The sequence below is a fragment of the Allobosea sp. genome, from assembly GCF_035944895.1.
Taxonomy (GTDB): domain Bacteria; phylum Pseudomonadota; class Alphaproteobacteria; order Rhizobiales; family Beijerinckiaceae; genus Allobosea.
The window spans coordinates 212,581-231,051 of record NZ_DASZAT010000010.1; the positions used below are offsets into that span (position 1 = coordinate 212,581).

The 18,471-nt window shown below is 67.5% G+C and carries 19 protein-coding genes and 1 tRNA gene; 10 read left to right on the forward strand and 10 right to left on the reverse strand.

Annotated elements, in window-relative coordinates:
- Positions 1 to 51 precede the first annotated feature (51 nt).
- From VGV58_RS16590 to VGV58_RS16615, 6 genes are all read right to left on the reverse strand, one after another.
- Positions 52 to 555: a chemotaxis protein CheW gene (locus tag VGV58_RS16590; protein WP_057190852.1), complete on the reverse strand. Its 504-nt coding sequence runs from the start codon at positions 553 to 555 to the stop codon at positions 52 to 54.
- A 3-nt stretch (positions 556 to 558) separates the two neighbouring features.
- Positions 559 to 2,838 carry a chemotaxis protein CheA gene (locus VGV58_RS16595; RefSeq protein ID WP_326875136.1) on the reverse strand — a complete coding sequence of 760 codons (2,280 nt, stop codon included), beginning with the start codon at positions 2,836 to 2,838 and terminating at the stop codon, positions 559 to 561.
- Positions 2,839 to 2,846: 8 nt separating this feature from the next.
- Positions 2,847 to 3,206, reverse strand: coding sequence for a response regulator (locus VGV58_RS16600; RefSeq protein ID WP_326875137.1), 360 nt, complete (start codon positions 3,204 to 3,206; stop codon positions 2,847 to 2,849).
- Positions 3,207 to 3,213: 7 nt separating this feature from the next.
- A complete protein-coding gene (locus VGV58_RS16605; RefSeq protein WP_326875138.1) occupies positions 3,214 to 3,609 on the reverse strand; it encodes an STAS domain-containing protein in 396 nt (131 codons plus the stop codon).
- Positions 3,610 to 3,611: 2 nt separating this feature from the next.
- On the reverse strand, positions 3,612 to 4,079 hold the full coding sequence (locus VGV58_RS16610; protein ID WP_326875139.1) for a response regulator: 468 nt from the start codon (positions 4,077 to 4,079) through the stop codon (positions 3,612 to 3,614).
- Between the two features lie 69 nt (positions 4,080 to 4,148).
- The gene (locus VGV58_RS16615) at positions 4,149 to 5,603 is read right to left on the reverse strand and encodes a methyl-accepting chemotaxis protein (protein WP_326875140.1); all 1,455 of its coding nucleotides are present in this window, start codon (positions 5,601 to 5,603) and stop codon (positions 4,149 to 4,151) included.
- 157 nt (positions 5,604 to 5,760) lie between these two features.
- On the opposite strand from VGV58_RS16615, the gene VGV58_RS16620 reads away from it, so the two are divergent.
- The 4 genes from VGV58_RS16620 to VGV58_RS16635 all read left to right on the forward strand — a co-directional run bounded on the left by VGV58_RS16620 (position 5,761) and on the right by VGV58_RS16635 (position 9,557).
- The gene (locus tag VGV58_RS16620; protein WP_326875141.1) at positions 5,761 to 6,636 is read left to right on the forward strand and encodes a LysR substrate-binding domain-containing protein; all 876 of its coding nucleotides are present in this window, start codon (positions 5,761 to 5,763) and stop codon (positions 6,634 to 6,636) included.
- 101 nt (positions 6,637 to 6,737) lie between these two features.
- Positions 6,738 to 7,922 carry a cystathionine beta-lyase gene (gene metC, locus VGV58_RS16625; RefSeq protein WP_326875142.1) on the forward strand — a complete coding sequence of 395 codons (1,185 nt, stop codon included), beginning with the start codon at positions 6,738 to 6,740 and terminating at the stop codon, positions 7,920 to 7,922.
- A gap of 91 nt (positions 7,923 to 8,013) precedes the next feature.
- Entirely contained in the window at positions 8,014 to 9,033 is a 1,020-nt protein-coding gene (locus VGV58_RS16630) for an amino acid ABC transporter substrate-binding protein (protein WP_326875143.1), read from the forward strand.
- A 77-nt stretch (positions 9,034 to 9,110) separates the two neighbouring features.
- On the forward strand, positions 9,111 to 9,557 hold the full coding sequence (locus tag VGV58_RS16635) for a hypothetical protein (RefSeq protein ID WP_326875144.1): 447 nt from the start codon (positions 9,111 to 9,113) through the stop codon (positions 9,555 to 9,557).
- Between the two features lie 60 nt (positions 9,558 to 9,617).
- Here VGV58_RS16635 and VGV58_RS16640 read toward each other — a convergent pair whose 3' ends face one another.
- Positions 9,618 to 10,529 carry a LysR family transcriptional regulator gene (locus VGV58_RS16640; RefSeq protein WP_326875145.1) on the reverse strand — a complete coding sequence of 304 codons (912 nt, stop codon included), beginning with the start codon at positions 10,527 to 10,529 and terminating at the stop codon, positions 9,618 to 9,620.
- Between the two features lie 125 nt (positions 10,530 to 10,654).
- Between VGV58_RS16640 and VGV58_RS16645 the strand changes: the two genes are divergently transcribed.
- The 5 genes from VGV58_RS16645 (at position 10,655) to VGV58_RS16665 (ending at position 14,077) form a co-directional block, all read left to right on the forward strand.
- Positions 10,655 to 11,521, forward strand: a complete 867-nt coding sequence (locus VGV58_RS16645; protein WP_326875146.1) for a pirin family protein — start codon at positions 10,655 to 10,657, stop codon at positions 11,519 to 11,521.
- 62 nt (positions 11,522 to 11,583) lie between these two features.
- The gene (gene ycaC / locus VGV58_RS16650; protein ID WP_326875147.1) at positions 11,584 to 12,213 is read left to right on the forward strand and encodes an isochorismate family cysteine hydrolase YcaC; all 630 of its coding nucleotides are present in this window, start codon (positions 11,584 to 11,586) and stop codon (positions 12,211 to 12,213) included.
- Between the two features lie 74 nt (positions 12,214 to 12,287).
- Positions 12,288 to 12,968 (forward strand): hydrolase, encoded by a 681-nt coding sequence (locus VGV58_RS16655; protein ID WP_326875148.1) that lies wholly within the window; start codon positions 12,288 to 12,290, stop codon positions 12,966 to 12,968.
- Between the two features lie 100 nt (positions 12,969 to 13,068).
- A complete protein-coding gene (wrbA, locus tag VGV58_RS16660) occupies positions 13,069 to 13,671 on the forward strand; it encodes an NAD(P)H:quinone oxidoreductase (RefSeq protein ID WP_326875149.1) in 603 nt (200 codons plus the stop codon).
- 127 nt (positions 13,672 to 13,798) lie between these two features.
- Entirely contained in the window at positions 13,799 to 14,077 is a 279-nt protein-coding gene (locus VGV58_RS16665) for a GNAT family N-acetyltransferase (RefSeq protein ID WP_326875150.1), read from the forward strand.
- 34 nt (positions 14,078 to 14,111) lie between these two features.
- Here the strand turns inward: VGV58_RS16665 and VGV58_RS16670 are convergent, their stop codons facing one another.
- Together VGV58_RS16670 and VGV58_RS16675 are read right to left on the reverse strand one after the other, a co-directional pair.
- The gene (locus VGV58_RS16670; RefSeq protein ID WP_326875151.1) at positions 14,112 to 16,067 is read right to left on the reverse strand and encodes a TRAP transporter permease; all 1,956 of its coding nucleotides are present in this window, start codon (positions 16,065 to 16,067) and stop codon (positions 14,112 to 14,114) included.
- Positions 16,068 to 16,204: 137 nt separating this feature from the next.
- Entirely contained in the window at positions 16,205 to 17,152 is a 948-nt protein-coding gene (locus VGV58_RS16675; protein ID WP_326875152.1) for a TAXI family TRAP transporter solute-binding subunit, read from the reverse strand.
- 219 nt (positions 17,153 to 17,371) lie between these two features.
- Here VGV58_RS16675 and VGV58_RS16680 point away from each other — a divergent pair.
- A tRNA-Ile gene (locus VGV58_RS16680) sits at positions 17,372 to 17,447 on the forward strand.
- Between the two features lie 9 nt (positions 17,448 to 17,456).
- Here the strand turns inward: VGV58_RS16680 and mbfA are convergent.
- Complete coding sequence (gene mbfA, locus VGV58_RS16685) at positions 17,457 to 18,449, reverse strand: iron exporter MbfA (RefSeq protein WP_326875153.1); 993 nt, start codon at positions 18,447 to 18,449, stop codon at positions 17,457 to 17,459.
- Between the last annotated feature and the right edge of the window lie 22 nt (positions 18,450 to 18,471).

The following is an 18,471-nucleotide window of genomic DNA, read 5'->3' on the forward strand; positions in this document are numbered from 1 at the left end:
TGGCCATCATTCGGCATTCCGGCTGGGCGCTACCGGCAAGGCCGACGACGCTCAGGCGACGCGCAGTTGCTTGTCCTGGTTGTCGCCGCCGTCGCGGATCACCGCGGCGAGGTCGAGCAAGGCGACGATCTCGGTGTCGAGCAGGACGAGGCCTTCGATCAAGCCGTGCTCATCGCGCTCGAGGTCCGGCGCCGGCCTGACCGCGCTGACCGGCACGTCGACGATATCCGAGACCGAGTCGACCAGCAGCCCGGCGGTCTTGTCCTCGACATCGACGACAACGATCACATGGGTCGCCGTCGCTTCGGTGGAGCCGAGGCCGATCGCGGTGCGCAGATCGTAGACCGCGAGGATCACGCCGCGCAGGTTGAGCACGCCGCGCACATGCGGGGCCGCATGCGGCAGCGGCGTCGTCGCCTGCCAGCCCTTGATCTCGCGGACCATGCCGACATCGATGCCGAAGGTACGGTCGCCGACCCGGAAGGTGACGATCCGGCGCGCAGCGGACTCAGGCTGCGCCGAGGTGAAGTGCTTTTCGCTGAGCTGCAGGGACATGGTTCATCCAGCCAGTTTGAGTTCGGGAGCGGGTTGGCGGGTACCCGAAGCCGCCACGCGCAGCATCGAGTCGACGTCGAGGATCAGGGCGACCAAGCCGTCGCCGAGGATCGTCGCAGCCGAGGCGCCGGCGACCGCGCCATAGTTCGACTCGAGGCTCTTCACGACGACCTGCTGCTGGCCGACGATCTCGTCGACGGCGATGCCGACATTCCCGCCGCGCTCGGTCTCCGCGATGATGATGATGTTCTCGTCGCGCGTGCCGGCCGAGCCCATCACGGCGCCCAGGCGATGCAGCGGCGTGATCTCTCCGCGCCAGCGCAGCACTTCCTGGCCGAAGGTCAGGTGCTCGATCGGCGTGTTGGCGAGGTGCTGCGTCTCGATCACGCTGGCGATCGGGATGACGTAGCGGTCGTCGCCGCAACGGATCACCATGCCCTCGAGCACGGCCAGCGTCAGCGGCAAGGCGAGGGTGAACTTGCAGCCGCGGCCCGGCTCGGAATCGACGCTGATGCGCCCGCCGAGCGATTCGACATTGCGGCGCACCACGTCCATGCCGACGCCGCGCCCGGAAATGTCGCTGACGGCGTCCGCGGTCGACAGGCCGGCGGCGAAGATCAGCTGGTCGATCTCTTCCGGCGCAAGCTTCTCGTCTGCGCCGACGAGACCGCGGGATTTCGCCTTGGCGAGCAGCCTGTCGCGACCGATGCCGCGCCCGTCGTCGGTCACCGAGATGACGATGCGGCCGGCGCGATGCTCGGCGATCAGCCTGATCGTGCCTTCCGGGTTCTTGCCGGCGGCGATGCGCTCCTCCGGCGTCTCGACGCCGTGATCCATCGAATTGCGGATCATGTGGGTGAGCGGATCGGCCAGTTCCTCGATGATCGTCTTGTCGACCTCGGTGTTCTCGCCTTCGAGGACGAGCTTCACTTCCTTGCCGAGCGTCTGGGCGAGCTCGCGCACCAGGCGCGGCATGCGCTGGAACACCGCCTTCACCGGCTGCGCGCGCACCGCCATGACATGGTCCTGCAATTCACGCGTCTGGCGCGACAGGGTCAGGATGCCTTCGGCGGTCTTGGCGTACACGTCATAGGGCAGCGAGCGCACGCATTCGACCAGCATGGACTGGGTGATGACGATCTCGCCGACCAGGTTCATCAGCCGGTCGATACGATCGAGATCGACGCGCACGCTGACCGCCTGGCGCTGGCGCGCGGCGGCCTCGTTGGAGACAGGCCGCGCAGCCGCACGGGCCGCCGCCGGAGCAGCTGCAGGCGCGGCGGCGACGGGAGCCGCCGCGGGAGCAGCGGCTGGCTGGATATCGGGCTGCGGCGCGGCATCGGCGGCCGGCCCGAGCCGGGCAAGGATCGCCGACAGGTCGGCGGCGACGTTCTGCGGCACCTCGGGCGCAGCAGCAGGGGCCGCCTCGGCCATGGGCTCCGCAGCGGCTTCGGTATCCGGCAGGACCTCGACCTCGAACTCCTCATTGGCGAGGGTGAAGTCGAACTTCGCAACAATTTCATCGGCGCTGAGCTCGGTGCGCATCATCACCGTGAAGCGCATATGGCAGTCGGTGACGTCGAGCGTCTCGAGCGCCGGCACATGGCTGAGGTCGCAGGCGACCGAGACGATCTCCTCGGCCGGCAGGATGCCGATGGCGACGCGCGGCTCGATCACCCGGCGGAACAGGTCGGCTTCCGGCGTGATCTTGATGCGGACGTCGTTGCCTGGCCTCCGGGCGGGCGCAGCGGCGACGGGCTCGTCGTCGTCCCAGCCGTCATTGGCCGCAGCCGGGGCCGCCGGAGCAGGCGCGCCCATCTTGGCGTCGACCATGGCGAGCAGATTGCCGAGCGCGGCGATGCCGACGGGAGCGTCGGCCGCAGGAGCGGCGGGAGCGGCAGCCTTGGCCTGACCGACCTGTTCGAGCGCGGCCAGCAGGTCGGGACGAACCGGCGCAACCTCGTCGTTGCGGGCGGCGGCGACCAGATCCGCGACGGCATCCGAACAGCGCAGGAACAGGGTGAAGGGCGCATCCTCCAGCGCGACGCGACCGGAGCGCAGATGGTCGAGCGCCGCCTCGAAGACATGGGCGAAGCCGACGAGCTCGGTGCAGCCGAAGGCGCCTGCGCCACCCTTGATCGAGTGGATGGCGCGGAAGGCCGCGTTGACATCCTCGGAATCGGTCGAGCCTTCGTCGAGCGCCTGGAGTTTCTGCTCCAGTGCGCCGAGGAGCTCCTCGCACTCCTGGAAGAAGGTCTGCTTGAGTTCCGCCAGGGGATCCATGGACCGCCTCAGTTCTGGTAGCGCGCGACGAGGCCGAGCAGGGTGTTGGGTTCGAATGGCTTGACCATCCAGGCGCTGGCGCCGGCACGGCGGCCTTCCGCCTTGATCTCGGCGCCGTTCTCGGTGGTCAGCACGATGATCGGGGTGTTCTGGCCGGCCGGGCGCGCGCGGCAGGCGCGCGTGAACTCGATGCCGTCCATCACCGGCATGTTGAGATCGGTGATGACAAGGTCAGGCTTGAACTGATCGAAGCGCGCCAGCCCCTCTTCGCCGTTCTCCGCCTCCGCCACCTCGTGGCCGGCATTCCGCAACGTCATGCTGAGCAGGCTGAGCAAGGTCTTGGTATCGTCGATCGCGAGGATCTTCATCGCGGGATCACTCCAGAACGAGAGCGCTTTGCGTCGGGTCGAACCCGATCGCCTGAAAAGACTGGCGGCACTCGTCCGAGACCGCCTTGAGCGTGACGCTGAGGCCGCGCGCCTTGGCGCTGTTGGCAGCAGAATGCAGGAGCTGGATCCACAGGCTCGGGAACGGCCCGGCCTCGGCACATTCGACCGCGATGCTCTCCTTCTGCTCCAGCGCGACGAGGAGCTGATTACGGAAGGCAGCAGCCTCTGATCGACCGAGGAAAGGCGGAAGGGAGACGGTGATGACCACGGCGGCGCGCCCTGTGTTTATTGACTGGGAAGCATCTCCGGGATTGGTAAAAATTTCGCTAACCGCCCCGGTTCGCGGCAAGGATTGTGACCGTTCCGCGGCAGCTTCGTTCAACGTCAGAACAGATTGTTGCTGATCGCGCGCGGCACCAGCGAGATGCTGCCGTTCGCTTCCTTGTACTTGCGCGGTATGTTGATGATGCCCGAGAGGTGGAGCCAGAGATTGTTCGGTGAGATCGGCTTGATGATGATCTCGTGCGCGCCGAGCTTGGCAGCCTGCACCACGGCGCGCCGGTCGGGCTTCTCCATCATCACCAGCACCGGCGCCTTGGCGAAGGGCGAGGTCTTGAAGGAGCGGATCGAAGCCAGGCACTTCACGCTGTCGCCGTCGGGCAAGTCCCAGTCGAGCATGACGATGTTGGGCTGCTTCTGGATGAAGGTCGTCGCCGCCGTGGCGAGATCGGCGGCCTCGAACACGCGCTGCAACTGCGCCTGGTAGAGCATGGTGCGGATGATGCGCCGATAGTGCGGGCTGGAGTCGATCAGCAGCACCGAGAGATTGGGGAAGGATGGCGCGATATGCATGTCCGCAACTCGAAACCCGTACTCGACTAAGACACTCGCAGACGGCGGTTAAGGCTCCGCCCAACTCCCTCAGACGCTGAGCCCGAACCGGACCCCGCCCCAGTGCCGGCCCCGCACGACGATCGGGGCCGAAAGATCTTCCATCACCAGGAAATTGCCGCCGCCCATGTCGCGCCGATAGGTCTGCAGCAGGAACGGCTTCTGGTTGCGCGCCGCGGCGAGGCCGGTGCGATCGTTGAAGATGCGCCGGTTGCGGCAATTGGCGTTGTTCCAGACCGGGTCGTGCCCCTGCGGCTGCGAATATTTGCGGTTGTGCGTCGGCAGGTAGCCGTTCCGGTCAACCGCCGCGCAGAAGACGATCCGCTTGCTCGCCGTGAGCATCTTCTCCTGCACCGAAGGCAGCAGCCGGTCGGTCAGCTCGGTGAAGCGGCAGAGGAATTGCTGGGGATCGCTGCCGGGGATCGGCCTGTAGGCTTCGTCGAACAGGTCGGCCTGACTGGCCTGCCCCGTCGCCAGCGCCTGCTCGAACAGGCCGGCGATCGCCGCCGCCGCCTCGAGCGCGATCTCGATCATGTCCGATTGCGGCGTGCGCACGCCCGAGCTCGCGATCGCTCCGAGGACCGCCTCGCTGGTCGAGACCAGCGACGCCCCGCGCCGGGCCGCGACCTCGAGATTGCGGCCGGACTGGTCGACCCCGGCGACCAGTCCCTTGATCTCGTCGCCGACCTGCGCGAACGCCGCCGCATTCTCGCGCGCCGGCGCCGAGATCGAGTCGATCTCCGAGATCAGCCCGACCACCGAACGGCCGAAATGGTCGAGCTCGCCGATCTGCTGCGAGATGCCCTGGCTCTCGTCGCTGGCGCGCCGTGCCGCCTGCGCGTTCGCCTCGCTCTGCTTCGCAAGCTGATCCACGGTCGCGACCAATGCGTCGAGCTGCTTGGCGCTGGCCGCCGTCGCATCGCGCGTCTGCTCGGCGAGCTGCTTCACCGCCGCAGCGATCACGGCGAAGCCGCGCCCCGCGGCACCGCTGCGCGCCGCCTCGACGCCGGCATTGATCGAGAGCAGCTGGATCTCGCGCGTGATCGTCTGGATGGCTTCGCTGGCTTCGCGCGCCTTGTGGGCGCGCCCGACGGCCTCGTTCAGCGCCTGCGAGATCGACTGGGCACCATCAGACAATTCGGCGATGTCGTTCTGCGCCGCGTTGAGCCCTTGCCGGACCGCACCGGTGACGCGCTCCAGCCCGCTCTTGACCACGGAGGCCGCCTGCTGGGCCGTATCGGCCGCCTGCTGGATCGCCTGGTTCGAGCGCGAAACCTGTTCGACCGAGGCGACGACGCGGTGCAAACCGTCGGTCTGCCGGTCGAGCTCGGCGTTGACGTCGCCGACACGCCCGGAGATGTCTGTGATCTCGGCACTGAGCTTGCCGAAGCGTTCGGCGATCTCGCGTACGGCTCGCGCCGCCGCTTCCGCCCCCGGCGCATCCTCATTGACAGGATCAGGCAGCTTCAGGGCCAGGGCGTGCATCGCTCGGCGCTTCCTTCTTGGAGTTATGCCCGCCGAACCTAAAGGAACAGGGTAAATCCGCGGTTAAGCGGCCCTGTCGGCAATATCTGCGTGGTTCCCTCGGCCCAGCGCGACCGCTAGGCTGGCGCCGCAGGACAGCCCCGGGGGCGGAAGCCGCTTGAACAGCCGACAGCTCGAAACCTTCGCCGCGGTGATGAAGGCCGGCACGATCTCGCGCGCCGCCGAGCTGCTCGGCGTCACCCAGCCTGGCGTCAGCCGCGCCATCGCCGAGCTGGAGAAGTCGCTCGGCTTCCTGCTGTTCGACCGCATCCGCAACCGCATCGTCGCGACGCCCGAGGCCAAGCTGTTCTATGCCCAGGTCCAGGCGTCCTTCCTCGGCATGGACACGCTTCGCGCCACCGCCGCCCGCATCCGCGACCATGGCGCCGGCCAGTTGCGCATCGGCTCGCTCTCGGCGCTCGGCTCGTCGCTGGTGCCACGGGCGGTGCGCCGCTTCCGCGACCGGCGCCCGGAGATCGCGGTGACGTTGATGGTGCTGCCCTCGCGCGATGTCCGCGACGGCGTCGCCTCCGGCGCCTTCGACATCGGCCTTGCCGCCGACGAGATCGACGTCTCCGGCGTGCTGCACCAGCCCTTTGTCCAGCCGCGCGTGCTCTGCGCCCTGCCGCTCGGCCACCCGCTAGCCGAGAAGGAGCTGATCGGCCCGGCCGATCTGCACGATCTGCCCTTCGTCGCCTATGTGCCGGAGGATCGCGCCCGTCAGAGGCTCGACCGCATCTTCGCGGAAGCCGGCGTCAAGCCGCGCATCGTCGTCGAGACCATCTATGCCGCCACCGTCTGTGCCCTCGTCGCGGAAGGCGTCGGCGTCGGCCTGGTCAGCCCCTATGCCGTCGCCGGCGCCGACCCGACCCGGCTGGTGCTGCGCCCCTTCGAGCCGGAAGTGCAGAGCCGCAGCCTGCTGATCCTTCCGCTCGACCGGCCGAAATCGCAATTGGTGCGCGACTTCATCGACTGCCTGATGGAAGTCCGCTAGCCGGCCAGACCATAACACCCAGGCATCGAGCCATGAGTTTTGCCTGATTGCCGGCAAGACCCCGCAGAGGGAACCTTTCTTCCACGAAAGGACCCTCTCCCATGCATGACGCGACCCGCAGCGTTCACCATCCCGCTGTCAACGAAGAGGGCTATGCCAGCCTGACGGTGCCGACGCACCGCGCCTCGACCATCGTCTATCCCGATGCGGCGAGCTTCTTCGCCCGCAAGCATCGCGGCTTCGACGGCTACACCTACGGCCTGCACGGCACGCCGACGCATCGCACGCTCGAAGCGCAGCTGACCGCCCTGCATGGCGGGGTGCGCACGGTGCTCGTCCCCTCCGGCCAGGCGGCGGTCACCATCGTCCTGCTCTCGGTGCTGCTGCCGGGCGACAAGGTGCTGATCCCCGATCAGGTCTACCAGCCGGTCCGCAGCTTCTGCGAGGACTATCTGAAGCCGCGCGGCATCGACTACGGCGTCTACGACCCGCTGATCGGCGCCGGCATCGCCGATCTCATCGACGACAAGGTCAAGCTGGTCTGGGTCGAGTCGCCGGGCTCGAACACGATGGAGGTGCAGGATATCCCCGCTATCGTGAAGGCGGCGAAGGCCAAGGGCGTGCTCGTCGGCTGCGACAACACCTGGGCGACGCCGCTGATCTTCAAGCCGCTGGCCCATGGCGTCGATTTCGCCTGCGAGGCGCTGACCAAATATGTCGGCGGCCATTCCGACCTGCTGCTCGGCTCGGTCACGGTCGCCGACCTTGATCTGCGCGAGACGCTGAAGGTGACGCTGCGCGGTCTGGGTGTCGGCGTCTCGCCCGACGAAGTCCAGCTCGCCTTGCGCGGCCTGGAAACTCTGGCGCTACGCCTTAGCCATATGGGCAAGGTCTCCGAGGACTTCGCCCGGCGCCTTTCCCGCTCGCCCGCGGTCGAGACCGTGCTGCATCCGGCCCTGCCCTCCTGCCCCGGCCATGAGTTCTGGAAGCGCGACATGGGCCGCTCGTCCGGCGTGTTCAGCGTCGTGCTGAAGCCGGTGCCGCAGGCGCAACTCGAAGCGGCGCTCTCAGCGCTCAGGGTCTTCGCCATCGGCGCTTCCTGGGGCGGCACGCGCAGCCTGATCGCGCCGCTGGCGCCCGAGGGTGACCGCAGCGTCGTGCCCTGGCCGCATCAGGGCCCGTCGCTGCGCATCAGCATTGGCCTCGAGGACCAGGACGACCTCTGGAACGATCTCGACGCCTTGCTGGTCGCGCTCGAACCGCCGGCCGCCGCCAAGGTCGCCTGAGGCAGGGAGACGAAAGACGACGAACGTGGCGGGGCAGCGTCTCCGCCGCGACGGGAGAGCTTTGCCTGATAACAACGACAGGGGATCAACGATGAAACGGACCTTGCTACGCCTCACCGCCGCGTTCGCGCTCGCCGCCGGCTTCGCGGCCCCCGCCTCCGCCGACACGCTTCAGATGATCCGCGACCGCGGCAAGATCATCTGCGGCACCAGCCCCGGCGTCGCCGGCTTCTCCACGCAGGACGCCAATGGCCGCTGGCAGGGCTTCGACATCGATATCTGCCGGGCGCTCGCCGCGGTGATCTTCAACGACACCGAGAAGGCCGGCTTCGTCTCGCTGACCTCGAAGGACCGGCTGATCGCGCTGCAGGCCGGCGAGATCGACGTGCTGCCGCGCACAACGACCTGGACGCTGTCGCGCAATGCCGGCCAGGGCGTCACCTTCACCACCGTCAACTATTACGACGGCCAGGGCTTCATGGTCTCCCGGAAGCTCGGCGTCTCCTCCGCTGCCCAGCTCGGCGGCGCCTCGGTCTGCGTCGCGCAAGGCACGACCAGCGAGCTCAACCTCGCCGACTATTTCCGCAAGCTCGGGGTGAAATACGAGGCCGCCGCCTTCGGTACGTCGGAAGAAGCACTCAAGGCCTACGAATCCGGCCGCTGCGACGCCTACACCACCGACATCTCCGCCCTCTCGGCCGTCAGGATGAAGCTGCAGGACCTCGACGACCACGTCATCCTGCCGGAAGTCGTCTCCAAGGAACCGCTCGGCCCCTGGGTCCGCACCGGCGACGAAACCTGGTTCAACCTGGTGCGCTGGACCGTGCTCGCGCTGATCAACGCCGAGGAGCTCGGCATCACCAAGGCCAATGTCCAGGAGATGCTGAAATCGTCGAATCCCGAGGTTAAGCGTTTCCTCGGCCTCGACGGCAAGATGGGCGAGGCGATGGGCGTCACCAACGACTGGGTGGTGCGCATCATCTCCGCTGTGGGCAATTACGGCGAGAGCTTCGAGCGTCATCTCGGCAAGAGCTCGCGCCTGCAGCTGGCGCGCGGCCCCAACGAGCTCTGGAGCAAGGGCGGCATCCAGTACTCACCGCCCTTCCGGTAGGCAGCGAGGCAGGCACAGGGAACCGCCGGGCTCTCCGGCGGTTGTTTACTCCGTTACATCACCAAGGAGTACTGCCCGTGCCCGCCATCAAATCCCTCCTCGCCGGCGCTGCCGCCCTCATGCTGGTTTCCGGCTCGGCCATCGCCCAGCCGCGAACGCTCGGCCCACAGACCGGCACGGTCAAGATCGAGCAGATTTCCGTCGCCTTCATCGCTTCGGGTGAGCTCGGCGGCGGTACCTTCACCTATCGTGGCCGCTCCTATCCGATCTCGGTCGGCGGGCTCGGCATTGGCGGCATCGGCGCCTCCCGTGTCCTCGCCAGCGGGCGCGTCTACGGCCTGACGACCCGCAACGACCTCGCTGGACCCTACGTCCAGCTCAAGGAAGGCTGGGCTGTCGGCCGCGCCGGCCAGGGCCGCGTCTGGCTCAAGAACGACAAGGGCGTGACCATCAGCCTCGACACCCGCCGACAGGGGTTGCAGGCGACGATCGGCGCCGACGGCGTGGTGATCGCGTTCAAGTAAGCGAGACCACCGGCAGGAAGGCACTCAATGGCGGCCGGGCGGATGCTCGGCCGCACTCGTTTAACGGCTCTCAGCGTCCAACCGCGCATACTCCGCCGCCAGAAAATCGAGCAGCGCCCGGACGGAGGGCAGCAAGCCGCGCCGAGACGGAAACACCGCGTGGATGATGCCGGCGCGCGGCGCCCAGTCCGGCAGGACCTCGATCAGCCGGCCTGCCCTGATATCCTCGATCACCACCATGACCGGCATCTGCACCACGCCGACGCCTTCAAGCGCGGCATGGCGCAGCGCCACCATGTCCTCGGTGACGAAGCGTGGCTGGTGGCGGATGCTGGCCTCGGCGCCATCAGGCCCCTGCAGCCGCCATTCATGACCCGGCTGCGTCCCGCCCCATGACAGGCTCGGCAGCGTACCGACATCGGCGGGCACCGGCGTGCGCCCGAGCCCGGCCAGCAATTGCGGCGCCGCCACCAGGCATTGCCGGCTTTCGGCCAGCACCTTCATCACCAACTCGCTTTCATCCAATGGCGGGAAACGCACCCTGATCGCGATGTCGAAGCCCTCGCGGATCACGTCGACGCGCCGGTTGGTGCTCTCCAGCTGCACCTCGACCTTCGGACACGCCGCGAGGAAGCGGGCGATCATCGGCCCGACCTGGAAATAGAGCACCGCCGACGGGCAAGCGACGCGCACTACGCCCTGTGGCGCGGCACGGGCCCGGTCGATCGCCTCCTGCGCCGCCTCGGCCTCGACCATCATCGCGACGCAATGCTGGTAGTATTCGCGGCCGATCTCGGTGACCGCGAAGCGCCGCGTCGAGCGCTGCACCAGCCTGACCCCGAGCCGCTCCTCCAGCAGTGCCAGCCGACGGCTCAGCCGCGAGCGTGGCATGCCCATCGCACGGGCGGCCGCGGCGAAGCCCTGATGCTCGACCACCTGGGCGAAGAAGTAGAGGTCGTTCAGGTCCTGCATCGCACCACCATTGTCCTATCAATAGGACAGAGTGGCGGGATTATGCCGGCTACTGCGCCTTCTGTCCCGCTCATAATCTTCTTGGCAACACGGCGCCGCATCGGCGCCTCCAAGGAGACCAGGCCATGCGACAGGTTCGCGGCATCTACAGCAGCCCCGCCGCCCATTGGGTCGGCGACGGCTTCCCCGTCCGCTCGATGTTCTCGCACGCCGCCCAGGGCGAGCATGTCAGCCCCTTCCTGCTGCTCGACCACGCCGGCCCTGCCGAGTTCGCTCCGGCGGGCAAGCCGCGCGGCGTCGGCGTCCACCCCCATCGCGGCTTCGAGACCGTCACCATCGTCTATCAGGGCGAGGTCGAGCACCGCGATTCCACCGGCCAGGGCGGGCTGATCGGCCCCGGCGACGTGCAGTGGATGACTGCCGCCTCCGGCATTCTGCACGAGGAATTCCACTCGCAGGCCTTTACCCGCTCGGGCGGCACGCTCGACATGGTTCAGCTCTGGGTCAACCTGCCGGCGAAGGACAAGGGCGCAGCTCCCGGCTACCAGACCCTGCTCGACAAGGACATTCCGGCAGTCGCGCTTGAAGGTGGCGCCGGCACGCTGCGCGTCATCGCCGGCGACTATCAGGGCCATGCCGGCCCGGCCCGCACCTTCACTCCGATCGACATCTGGGACCTCAAGCTGAAACGCGACGGGCAGGTTTCGCTCGCTCTGCCGGAGGGACGCACGCTCGGTCTCGTCGTCCTGCGCGGCAACGTCCTGATCAATGGCGCCGACAAGGCCCGCGAGGCTCAGTTCGTACTGTTCGATCCGACCGGCGGCGAGATCGCGATCGAAGCGGAAACCGACGCCGCCGTGCTCGTCCTCAGCGGCGAGCCGATCGACGAGCCGGTCGCGATGCACGGCCCCTTCGTCATGAACACCAATGCGGAGATCCGCCAGGCCATGGCCGATTTCCAGAGCGGCCGCTTCGGCAAAATCCCGGCCTGAGCGCCGGCACCGGCGCTGTCCGCCGCCGCGATGCCGGACATTCCTCGCAACGGAGAAAGACCATGACCAAGCCCTATACCCGCCTCGACAAGGACAAGGCCGTCGTCCTGCTGGTCGACCACCAGACCGGCCTGCTCTCGCTCGTCCGCGACATCGACCCGGACAAGTTCAAGAACAACGTGCTGGCGCTGGCCGACCTCGCCAAATACTTCAAGCTGCCGACGATCCTGACGACCAGCTTCGAGGACGGCCCGAACGGCCCGCTCGTTCCCGAGCTGAAGCAGACCTTCCCGGACGCGCCGTTCATCCCGCGCCCCGGCCAGATCAACGCCTGGGACAATGAGGACTTCGTCAAGGCGGTGAAGGCGACGGGCCGCAAGCAGCTCATCATCGCCGGCGTCGTCACCGAGGTCTGCGTCGCCTTTCCGGCGCTGGCCGCGATCGAGGCCGGCTTCGAGGTCTTCGTCGTCACCGACGCCTCCGGCACCTTCAACGAGATCACCCGCCATTCCGCTTGGCAGCGCATGTCCGATGCCGGCGCCCAGCTGATGACCTGGTTCGGCGTCGCCTGCGAACTGCATCGCGACTGGCGCAACGATGTCGAGGGCCTGGGCGCGCTCTTCTCGAACCACATCCCCGACTACCGCAACCTGATCACCAGCTACACCACCGTCTCGGCGAAGAAGGCCTGATCGGCGAGGAGCGCAGAGCAAACGACGCCTGCGCTCCACCTTCTCGCCCCGCAAAACCTCCACGGAGATCTGTCATGACGACCCCCGCCAACTTCAACGGCCAGCGCCCGGTCATCGACCCCAGCGATGCGGTGATGCTGCTGATCGACCATCAGAGCGGCCTGTTCCAGACCGTCGCCGACATGCCGATGCCGGTGCTGCGCAATCATGCCGCCGCGCTCGCCAGAATGGCGACGCTGAGCAAGATGCCGGTGATCACCACCGCCTCGGTGCCCCAAGGGCCGAACGGGCCGCTGATCCCGGAGATCCATGAGAACGCGCCGCATGCGCAGTACGTCGCCCGCAAGGGCGAGATCAACGCCTGGGACAATCCCGACTTCGTTGCGGCGGTGAAGGCGACCGGGCGCAAGACCCTGATCATCGCCGGCACCATCACCTCGGTCTGCATGGCCTTCCCGGCGATCGCCGCCGCTTATGACGGCTACAAGGTCTTCGCCGTGGTCGATGCGTCGGGCACCTATTCGAAGATGGCGCAGGAGATCACGCTCGCCCGCGTCGTCCAGGCCGGCGTCGTGCCGATGGACACCGCCGCCGTCGCCTCCGAGCTGCAGAAGAGCTGGCATCGCGACGACGCTGAGCAGTGGGCACAGGTCTATACCAGGATCTTCCCACCCTATCAGTTGTTGATCGAAAGCTATCTTAAGGCCCAGCAGGTCGAGAAGGACCAGGAACAGCTAGACTCCCAGCGCGGCTGACCTGTCATGCTCGTGACTGGACAACTGCCCTAGCAAGCTCAACTTGAACCGCCGGAGCTTCCTCGTTCCGGCGGCCTCCCGTGACAAGAGGATGATCCCGATGACGAAGGTTCTGGTTCTCTACTATTCCAGCTACGGCCATATCGAGACGATGGCGCAGGCGGTCGCCGAAGGGGCGCGCGAGGCCGGCGCCGAGGTGGTGATCAAGCGCGTGCCCGAGCTGGTGCCCGAGGAGGTCGCCCGCAAATCCGGCTTCAAGCTCGATCAGGCCGCGCCGATCGCCACCGTCGACGAGCTTCCGAACTACGACGCCATCATCCTCGGCGTTCCCACCCGCTTCGGCAACATGCCGGCGCAGATGAAGAACTTCCTCGACCAGACCGGCGGCCTCTGGTTCCAGGGCAAGCTGATCGGCAAGGTCGGCAGCGTCTTCACCTCGACCGCGACCCAGCATGGCGGCCAGGAAAGCACGATCCTCTCGACCCATACCGTGCTGCTGCATCAGGGCATGGTCATCGTCGGCCTGCCCTACAGCTTCCAGGGCCAGATGTCGCTGAGCGAGATCACCGGCGGCTCGCCCTATGGCGCCAGCACCATCGCCGCCGGCGACGGCTCGCGCCAGCCGTCGGAGAACGAGCTCGCCGGCGCCCGCTTCCAGGGCAAGCACGTCGCCGGCATTGCGGCCAAGCTGGCGGCGGGCTGAGACCCAACCGAATCCGCGGTCCGGCAGCGCTGCCGGGCCGCCTTGTCTTGAGCCGCACCGCGGCTTCAGATTGTCGCTGCGCCCGCACGCGATAGCCAGGTCGGCCGCAGCCAGAGAGGAATGCCCGATGGATACCGGCGTCGTCGACAACCCCGACCAGCATCGCTTCGAGCTCGACATCGATGGCGAACTCGCCCTCGCCTACTACAAGCTCGACGGCGACCGCATCGTGCTCACCCACACCGAGGTGCCGCAGGCCCTCTCGGGCCAGGGCGTCGGCTCGCGCCTGGCCAAGGGCGTCTTCGAGCAGATCCGGGCGTCGGGCCGCAAGGTCGTGCCACGCTGCTCCTTCATGGCCGGCTGGGTCAGTCGCCATCCGGAATATGACGACATCGTCGTAGGCTGAGCCCGGCAGCTCGGCCCGCTGCGGCGGAGCGACGCTACTTCATCGCGTCCGGCTGCACCGTGGTTGCCTCCGCGATCGGTCCGGCGCTCCGGGCCGGCAACGGCCGGTCGCGTTGCGGCCATTGCAGTGCGAGCATCGCCGCCGCCAGCCCGATCCCGAGCAGGTCGGTCAGCCAGTCCGGCTTCACCAGGCAGAAGGCGGTCGCGACGAGGAGCGCGCGCTCCCAGATGGCGCAGCGCCGCAGCAGATAGCCGTGCAGGCCCGCCGCGAGCAGGCCGATGCCGATGCAGGAGGCGATGAAGCGCCAGATGATCGTCGGCCAGTCGCCGATCATCAGCAGCGCCGGCTCGTAGACGAACATGAACGGCACGACGAAGCCCGCCGCGCCGATCTTCACGGCCGCCCAGCCGCTGCTCCAGAGATCGGCCTTCGCCAACCCGGCCGCGGCATACACCGCGAGCGCGACTGGCGGCGTGATCGCCGAGAGGATGGCGAAGTAGAAGGCGAACATGTGCGCCGCCGGCATCATCACGCCGAGCTTGATCAGCGCCGGCACCAGCAGCGAGGTCATCACGATATAGGCCGGGGTGGTCGGCATGCCCATGCCGAGCACGATGCCGGCGACGCCGGTCAGCAGCAGCGCCAGCAGCAGGTAGTTCTGCGACAGTCCGATCACGGCCTGGGTGAAGACGATGCCGGCGCCGGTCAAGGCCACGACACCGATGACGATGCCGGCGCAGGCGCAGGCGAGCGCCACGGCAAGCGCATTGCGCGAACCATCGATCATCGCGTCGATGATGATCGGGATGCGTACATTCACCCGCGTCGAGGCGCGCAGCGCCGCAACCGGGAAGCAGAGCAACGTCCCGGCCAGCGCGGCGAGCGGAGCGCTGTAGCCGGAATAGAGCACGGCGAGGATGGTCAGCACTGGCAGGAAGAGATGGCCGCGCTCGCGCAGGGTCGTACCGAGCTTCGGCAGTTCGCTGCGCGGCACGCCCATGATGCCGTGGCGCTTCGCCTCGAAATGCACCGCGGCGAAGCAGGCGACATAGTAGAGGATAGCCGGGATCAGCGCCCAGATCACCACCTGGCCATAGGAGACCGACAGGAACTCGGCCATGACGAAGGCCGCCGCCCCCATGATCGGCGGCATGATCTGGCCGCCGGTCGAGGCCACCGCCTCGACGCCGGCGGCGAAATGCGGCTTGAAACCGGTCCGCTTCATCAGCGGGATCGAGATCGGCCCGTCGACCATGACATTGGCGACGGCGCTCCCGGAGATGGTGCCGAACAGGCTCGACGACACCACCGAGACCTTGCCGGGCCCGCCGGCCGTGTGCCCGGTCAGCGACAGCGCGAAATCCATGAAGAGCTGGCCCGTGCCGGTCCGCTCCATGAACGAGCCGAACAGCACGAAGATCATCACATAGGCGGCGGAGACGCCGAGCGGCGCACCGAAGATGCCTTCCGTCGTCATGAACAGCTGGTCGAGCAGCCGCATCGGCTCGACCTTCGCGACGAAGAGGCCATAGACGAGGAAGACGATCGCGGTCAGCGGCAGCGCCCACCCGATTAGCCGCCTGGTCGCCTCGAGCAGCAGCACGATGAGGATGACCGCCATCGCCATGTCGACCGGCGTCATGTCGTCGACATAGTAGATGCGGTTGACGATGTAGTCGTAGTTCCAGAACAGATAGGTGATCGGCGCCATCGCCAGAACGAGCAGCGCGTAGTCGAGCAGCGAGGGCGCGGCATCGCTCCCGGCCCGCCGATAGATCAGGAAGGTCAGCGTCAGCGCGAAGAGCAGATGCGTGCCGCGGAAGATGATCGCTTCCGGCGTGCCCTGCCCGCCCAGGATCGGCGGCAGGATCACCCACATATGGTAGAGCGCCATCGCGACCGCGATCACGGCCGTGACGAGCCGAACGATGCCGGCATGGCTGAAATCGAACCGGAATTCCGGCTTGGGAACGCTGATATCCACTGGCATGTCCCGGCTCTGGAGCCGATCGCGGGCCGTCGCGCGCATGCGCCGCGCAGGCCGATCGGAAGCTTGTCGGAGAGCGCGCGCCGGAAAGGCCCGGCGCGCCGGGTTAGCGATCGGTTCTCAAGGCTGCCGCCAGCCGCTCACTTGGCGGCGACGGTGATGCCCTTTTCCTTGTAGAAGCGCACCGCGCCGGGATGGAACGGCACGCCGACATCCTCCGCCATGATCTGTGGCGTCAGGCCGGCCATTGTCTTGCTGGTCGCCGCCAGCGCCGGGACGTTGTCGGCGATCGCCTTGGTCATCGCATAGACCTGGTCGGCCGGCAGCTTGCAGGAGGCGACGATGTGGGTGGCGTAGCCGATCACCTTCACGTCCTCGGCCTGCTTCGGATAGGTGCCTTTCGGCACCGTCACCAGCGTGTAGCCGGGGTTGAGCTTGCGCATGCCGTCGAGATCGGCCGAGAGGTCGAGCAGCTTGACGTCGCGCGCCGAGGCGAGATCCATCACCGCGCCGGAGGGGATGGCCGTGCCGAGCGAAAACGCCTGGGCATGGCCGTCCTTCACCTGCTCGACGGAGTCCGTATAGGAGACGAACGAGACCTTGACGTCGCTATAGCTCATCCCGTGCACCTTCAGCAGCTGGCCGGTAATGAGCTCGCCGGTGTTGCCGCGCGGCTGGGTGGTGATCGCCTTGCCTTTCAGGTCCTTGACCGTCTTGATCCCGGAATCGGCCGGCACCAGCATCTGGAAATACTGCGGGTAGAGCGAGGCGATGTTGCAGATGTTCTCGTGCTTCTTCGGGAACGGCGCATTGCCGGCGAGCCCGTCGACCGTCGAGATCGAGTTGCCGAAGCCGACCTCGGCCTTGCCGTCCTCGATCGCGCGGACATTGGCGATGCCGGCGCCCGGCAGCGACTGCACGGCAAGGCCGGGAACAGCCTTCTCCCACATGTCCTTGAGCTGCCCACCCAGGGGCACCCAGACGCCGCCCTGCGGCCCGGTCATCAGACGCATCTCGGCAGCAGCGGCCGGCGCGGACAGCACCGTCGCGACTGCGAGACACAAAGCTGCACTGCTCAGTCTCGTCATCGGATTTCCTCCCTTTGAAACGATTGAACCTCGCCGCCTCTTGGGGGCGGTCGGGCAAACGCCGGCAGAACCGGCGCGACAATCATCGCGCCAAAGCTAGCGATTGAGGGCGGGCTGGCAAGTCTGGTTGTGGAAGTCGTGCATTAGTCGTCCTGCGCGAGCGGCCTCCGGGCTCGCAGGGCCGTTGCCGCTGCGCCCCGCTGATGCTAGGCCTGCCGCGGGCCGGTAGCTCAATGGTTAGAGCTCGCTGCTCATAACAGCGCCGGTGCCGGTTCGAGTCCGGCCCGGCCCACCAAACCGCCCCTCACGCCCCGCCGATCAGGATCCCCGCCGCCAGCACCAGCGCGCCGCCGAGCACGACCTGGAAGGTCGCGCGGGCGAAAGGCGTTTCCATGTAGCGGTTCTGGATCCAGACGATCGCCCAGAGCTCGATGAAGACCACCACGAGCGCGATCGCTGTCGCCGTCCAGAAGGACGGGATCAGATAGGGCAAGGCATGGCCGAGGCCGCCGAGCGCGGTCATCACGCCCGAAGCCAACCCGCGTTTCCAGGGCGAGCCGCGGCCGGAAAGCTTGCCGTCGTCATGCGCCGCCTCGGTGAAGCCCATCGAGATGCCGGCGCCGATCGAAGCCGAGAGACCAACCAGAAACGTTGTCCACGGGTTCTGCGTCGCGAACGCCGTGGCGAAGATCGGCGCCAGCGTCGAGACGGAGCCGTCCATCAGCCCGGCGAGGCCCGGCTGGACCCAGGTCAGCAGGAACTGCCGGTGCGCGGCCGCGTCCTCCGTCGAGCCGGCCTCGCCCTTGAGATGGTCCTCGGCGAGTTCCTCCGCCTTGCTCTCGTGGCCAGCCTCCGCCCGCGCCAGGTCGCCGAGCAGGCTGCGCGTCTGCGCATCCGTGCTGCGGCCCGCGGCGGCGACATAGAAATCGCGCGCCTGGCGCTCCATGGCCGCCGCCTCCTCGCGGATGCGCTCGAGGCCGAGCGTCTCGACCAGCCAGACCGGCCGACGCTGGTAGAAGTCGGCGACATGCTCGCGCCGGATCGGCACCACCACCTCGCCGAAGCGGCGGCGGTAATCATCGAGCAGGCGGCGGCGATGCCCGTCCTCCTCTGCTGCCATGCCGTCGAACACCGCCGCCGAAGCCGGATAGTCCTTGCGCAGCTTCTCGGCATAGACGGCGTAGATGCGGCCATCCTCCTCTTCCGAGGCGATCGCCAGCGCCAGAATCTCGCGCTCGCTCAGGCTGTCGAAGCGGCGCCGGCCACCGAAGCCGGCGGGCAGGAACGAGGATAGCATCGCAATCTCCTTAGAATGATTC

Excerpts from the sequence above, each read along its gene's own strand:
- VGV58_RS16670 (WP_326875151.1), bottom strand. The coding sequence starts at position 16,067 with ATGCCAGTGGATATCAGCGTTCCCAAGCCGGAATTCCGGTTCGATTTC.
- VGV58_RS16655 (WP_326875148.1), top strand. The coding sequence starts at position 12,288 with ATGACGACCCCCGCCAACTTCAACGGCCAGCGCCCGGTCATCGACCCC.
- VGV58_RS16665 (WP_326875150.1), top strand. The coding sequence starts at position 13,799 with ATGGATACCGGCGTCGTCGACAACCCCGACCAGCATCGCTTCGAGCTC.
- ycaC (WP_326875147.1), top strand. The coding sequence starts at position 11,584 with ATGACCAAGCCCTATACCCGCCTCGACAAGGACAAGGCCGTCGTCCTG.
- VGV58_RS16645 (WP_326875146.1), top strand. The coding sequence starts at position 10,655 with ATGCGACAGGTTCGCGGCATCTACAGCAGCCCCGCCGCCCATTGGGTC.
- mbfA (WP_326875153.1), bottom strand. The coding sequence starts at position 18,449 with ATGCTATCCTCGTTCCTGCCCGCCGGCTTCGGTGGCCGGCGCCGCTTC.
- VGV58_RS16675 (WP_326875152.1), bottom strand. The coding sequence starts at position 17,152 with ATGACGAGACTGAGCAGTGCAGCTTTGTGTCTCGCAGTCGCGACGGTG.
- VGV58_RS16615 (WP_326875140.1), bottom strand. The coding sequence starts at position 5,603 with ATGCACGCCCTGGCCCTGAAGCTGCCTGATCCTGTCAATGAGGATGCG.
- VGV58_RS16640 (WP_326875145.1), bottom strand. The coding sequence starts at position 10,529 with ATGCAGGACCTGAACGACCTCTACTTCTTCGCCCAGGTGGTCGAGCAT.
- VGV58_RS16590 (WP_057190852.1), bottom strand. The coding sequence starts at position 555 with ATGTCCCTGCAGCTCAGCGAAAAGCACTTCACCTCGGCGCAGCCTGAG.
- VGV58_RS16600 (WP_326875137.1), bottom strand. The coding sequence starts at position 3,206 with ATGAAGATCCTCGCGATCGACGATACCAAGACCTTGCTCAGCCTGCTC.
- VGV58_RS16610 (WP_326875139.1), bottom strand. The coding sequence starts at position 4,079 with ATGCATATCGCGCCATCCTTCCCCAATCTCTCGGTGCTGCTGATCGAC.
- metC (WP_326875142.1), top strand. The coding sequence starts at position 6,738 with ATGCATGACGCGACCCGCAGCGTTCACCATCCCGCTGTCAACGAAGAG.
- VGV58_RS16630 (WP_326875143.1), top strand. The coding sequence starts at position 8,014 with ATGAAACGGACCTTGCTACGCCTCACCGCCGCGTTCGCGCTCGCCGCC.
- wrbA (WP_326875149.1), top strand. The coding sequence starts at position 13,069 with ATGACGAAGGTTCTGGTTCTCTACTATTCCAGCTACGGCCATATCGAG.
- VGV58_RS16595 (WP_326875136.1), bottom strand. The coding sequence starts at position 2,838 with ATGGATCCCCTGGCGGAACTCAAGCAGACCTTCTTCCAGGAGTGCGAG.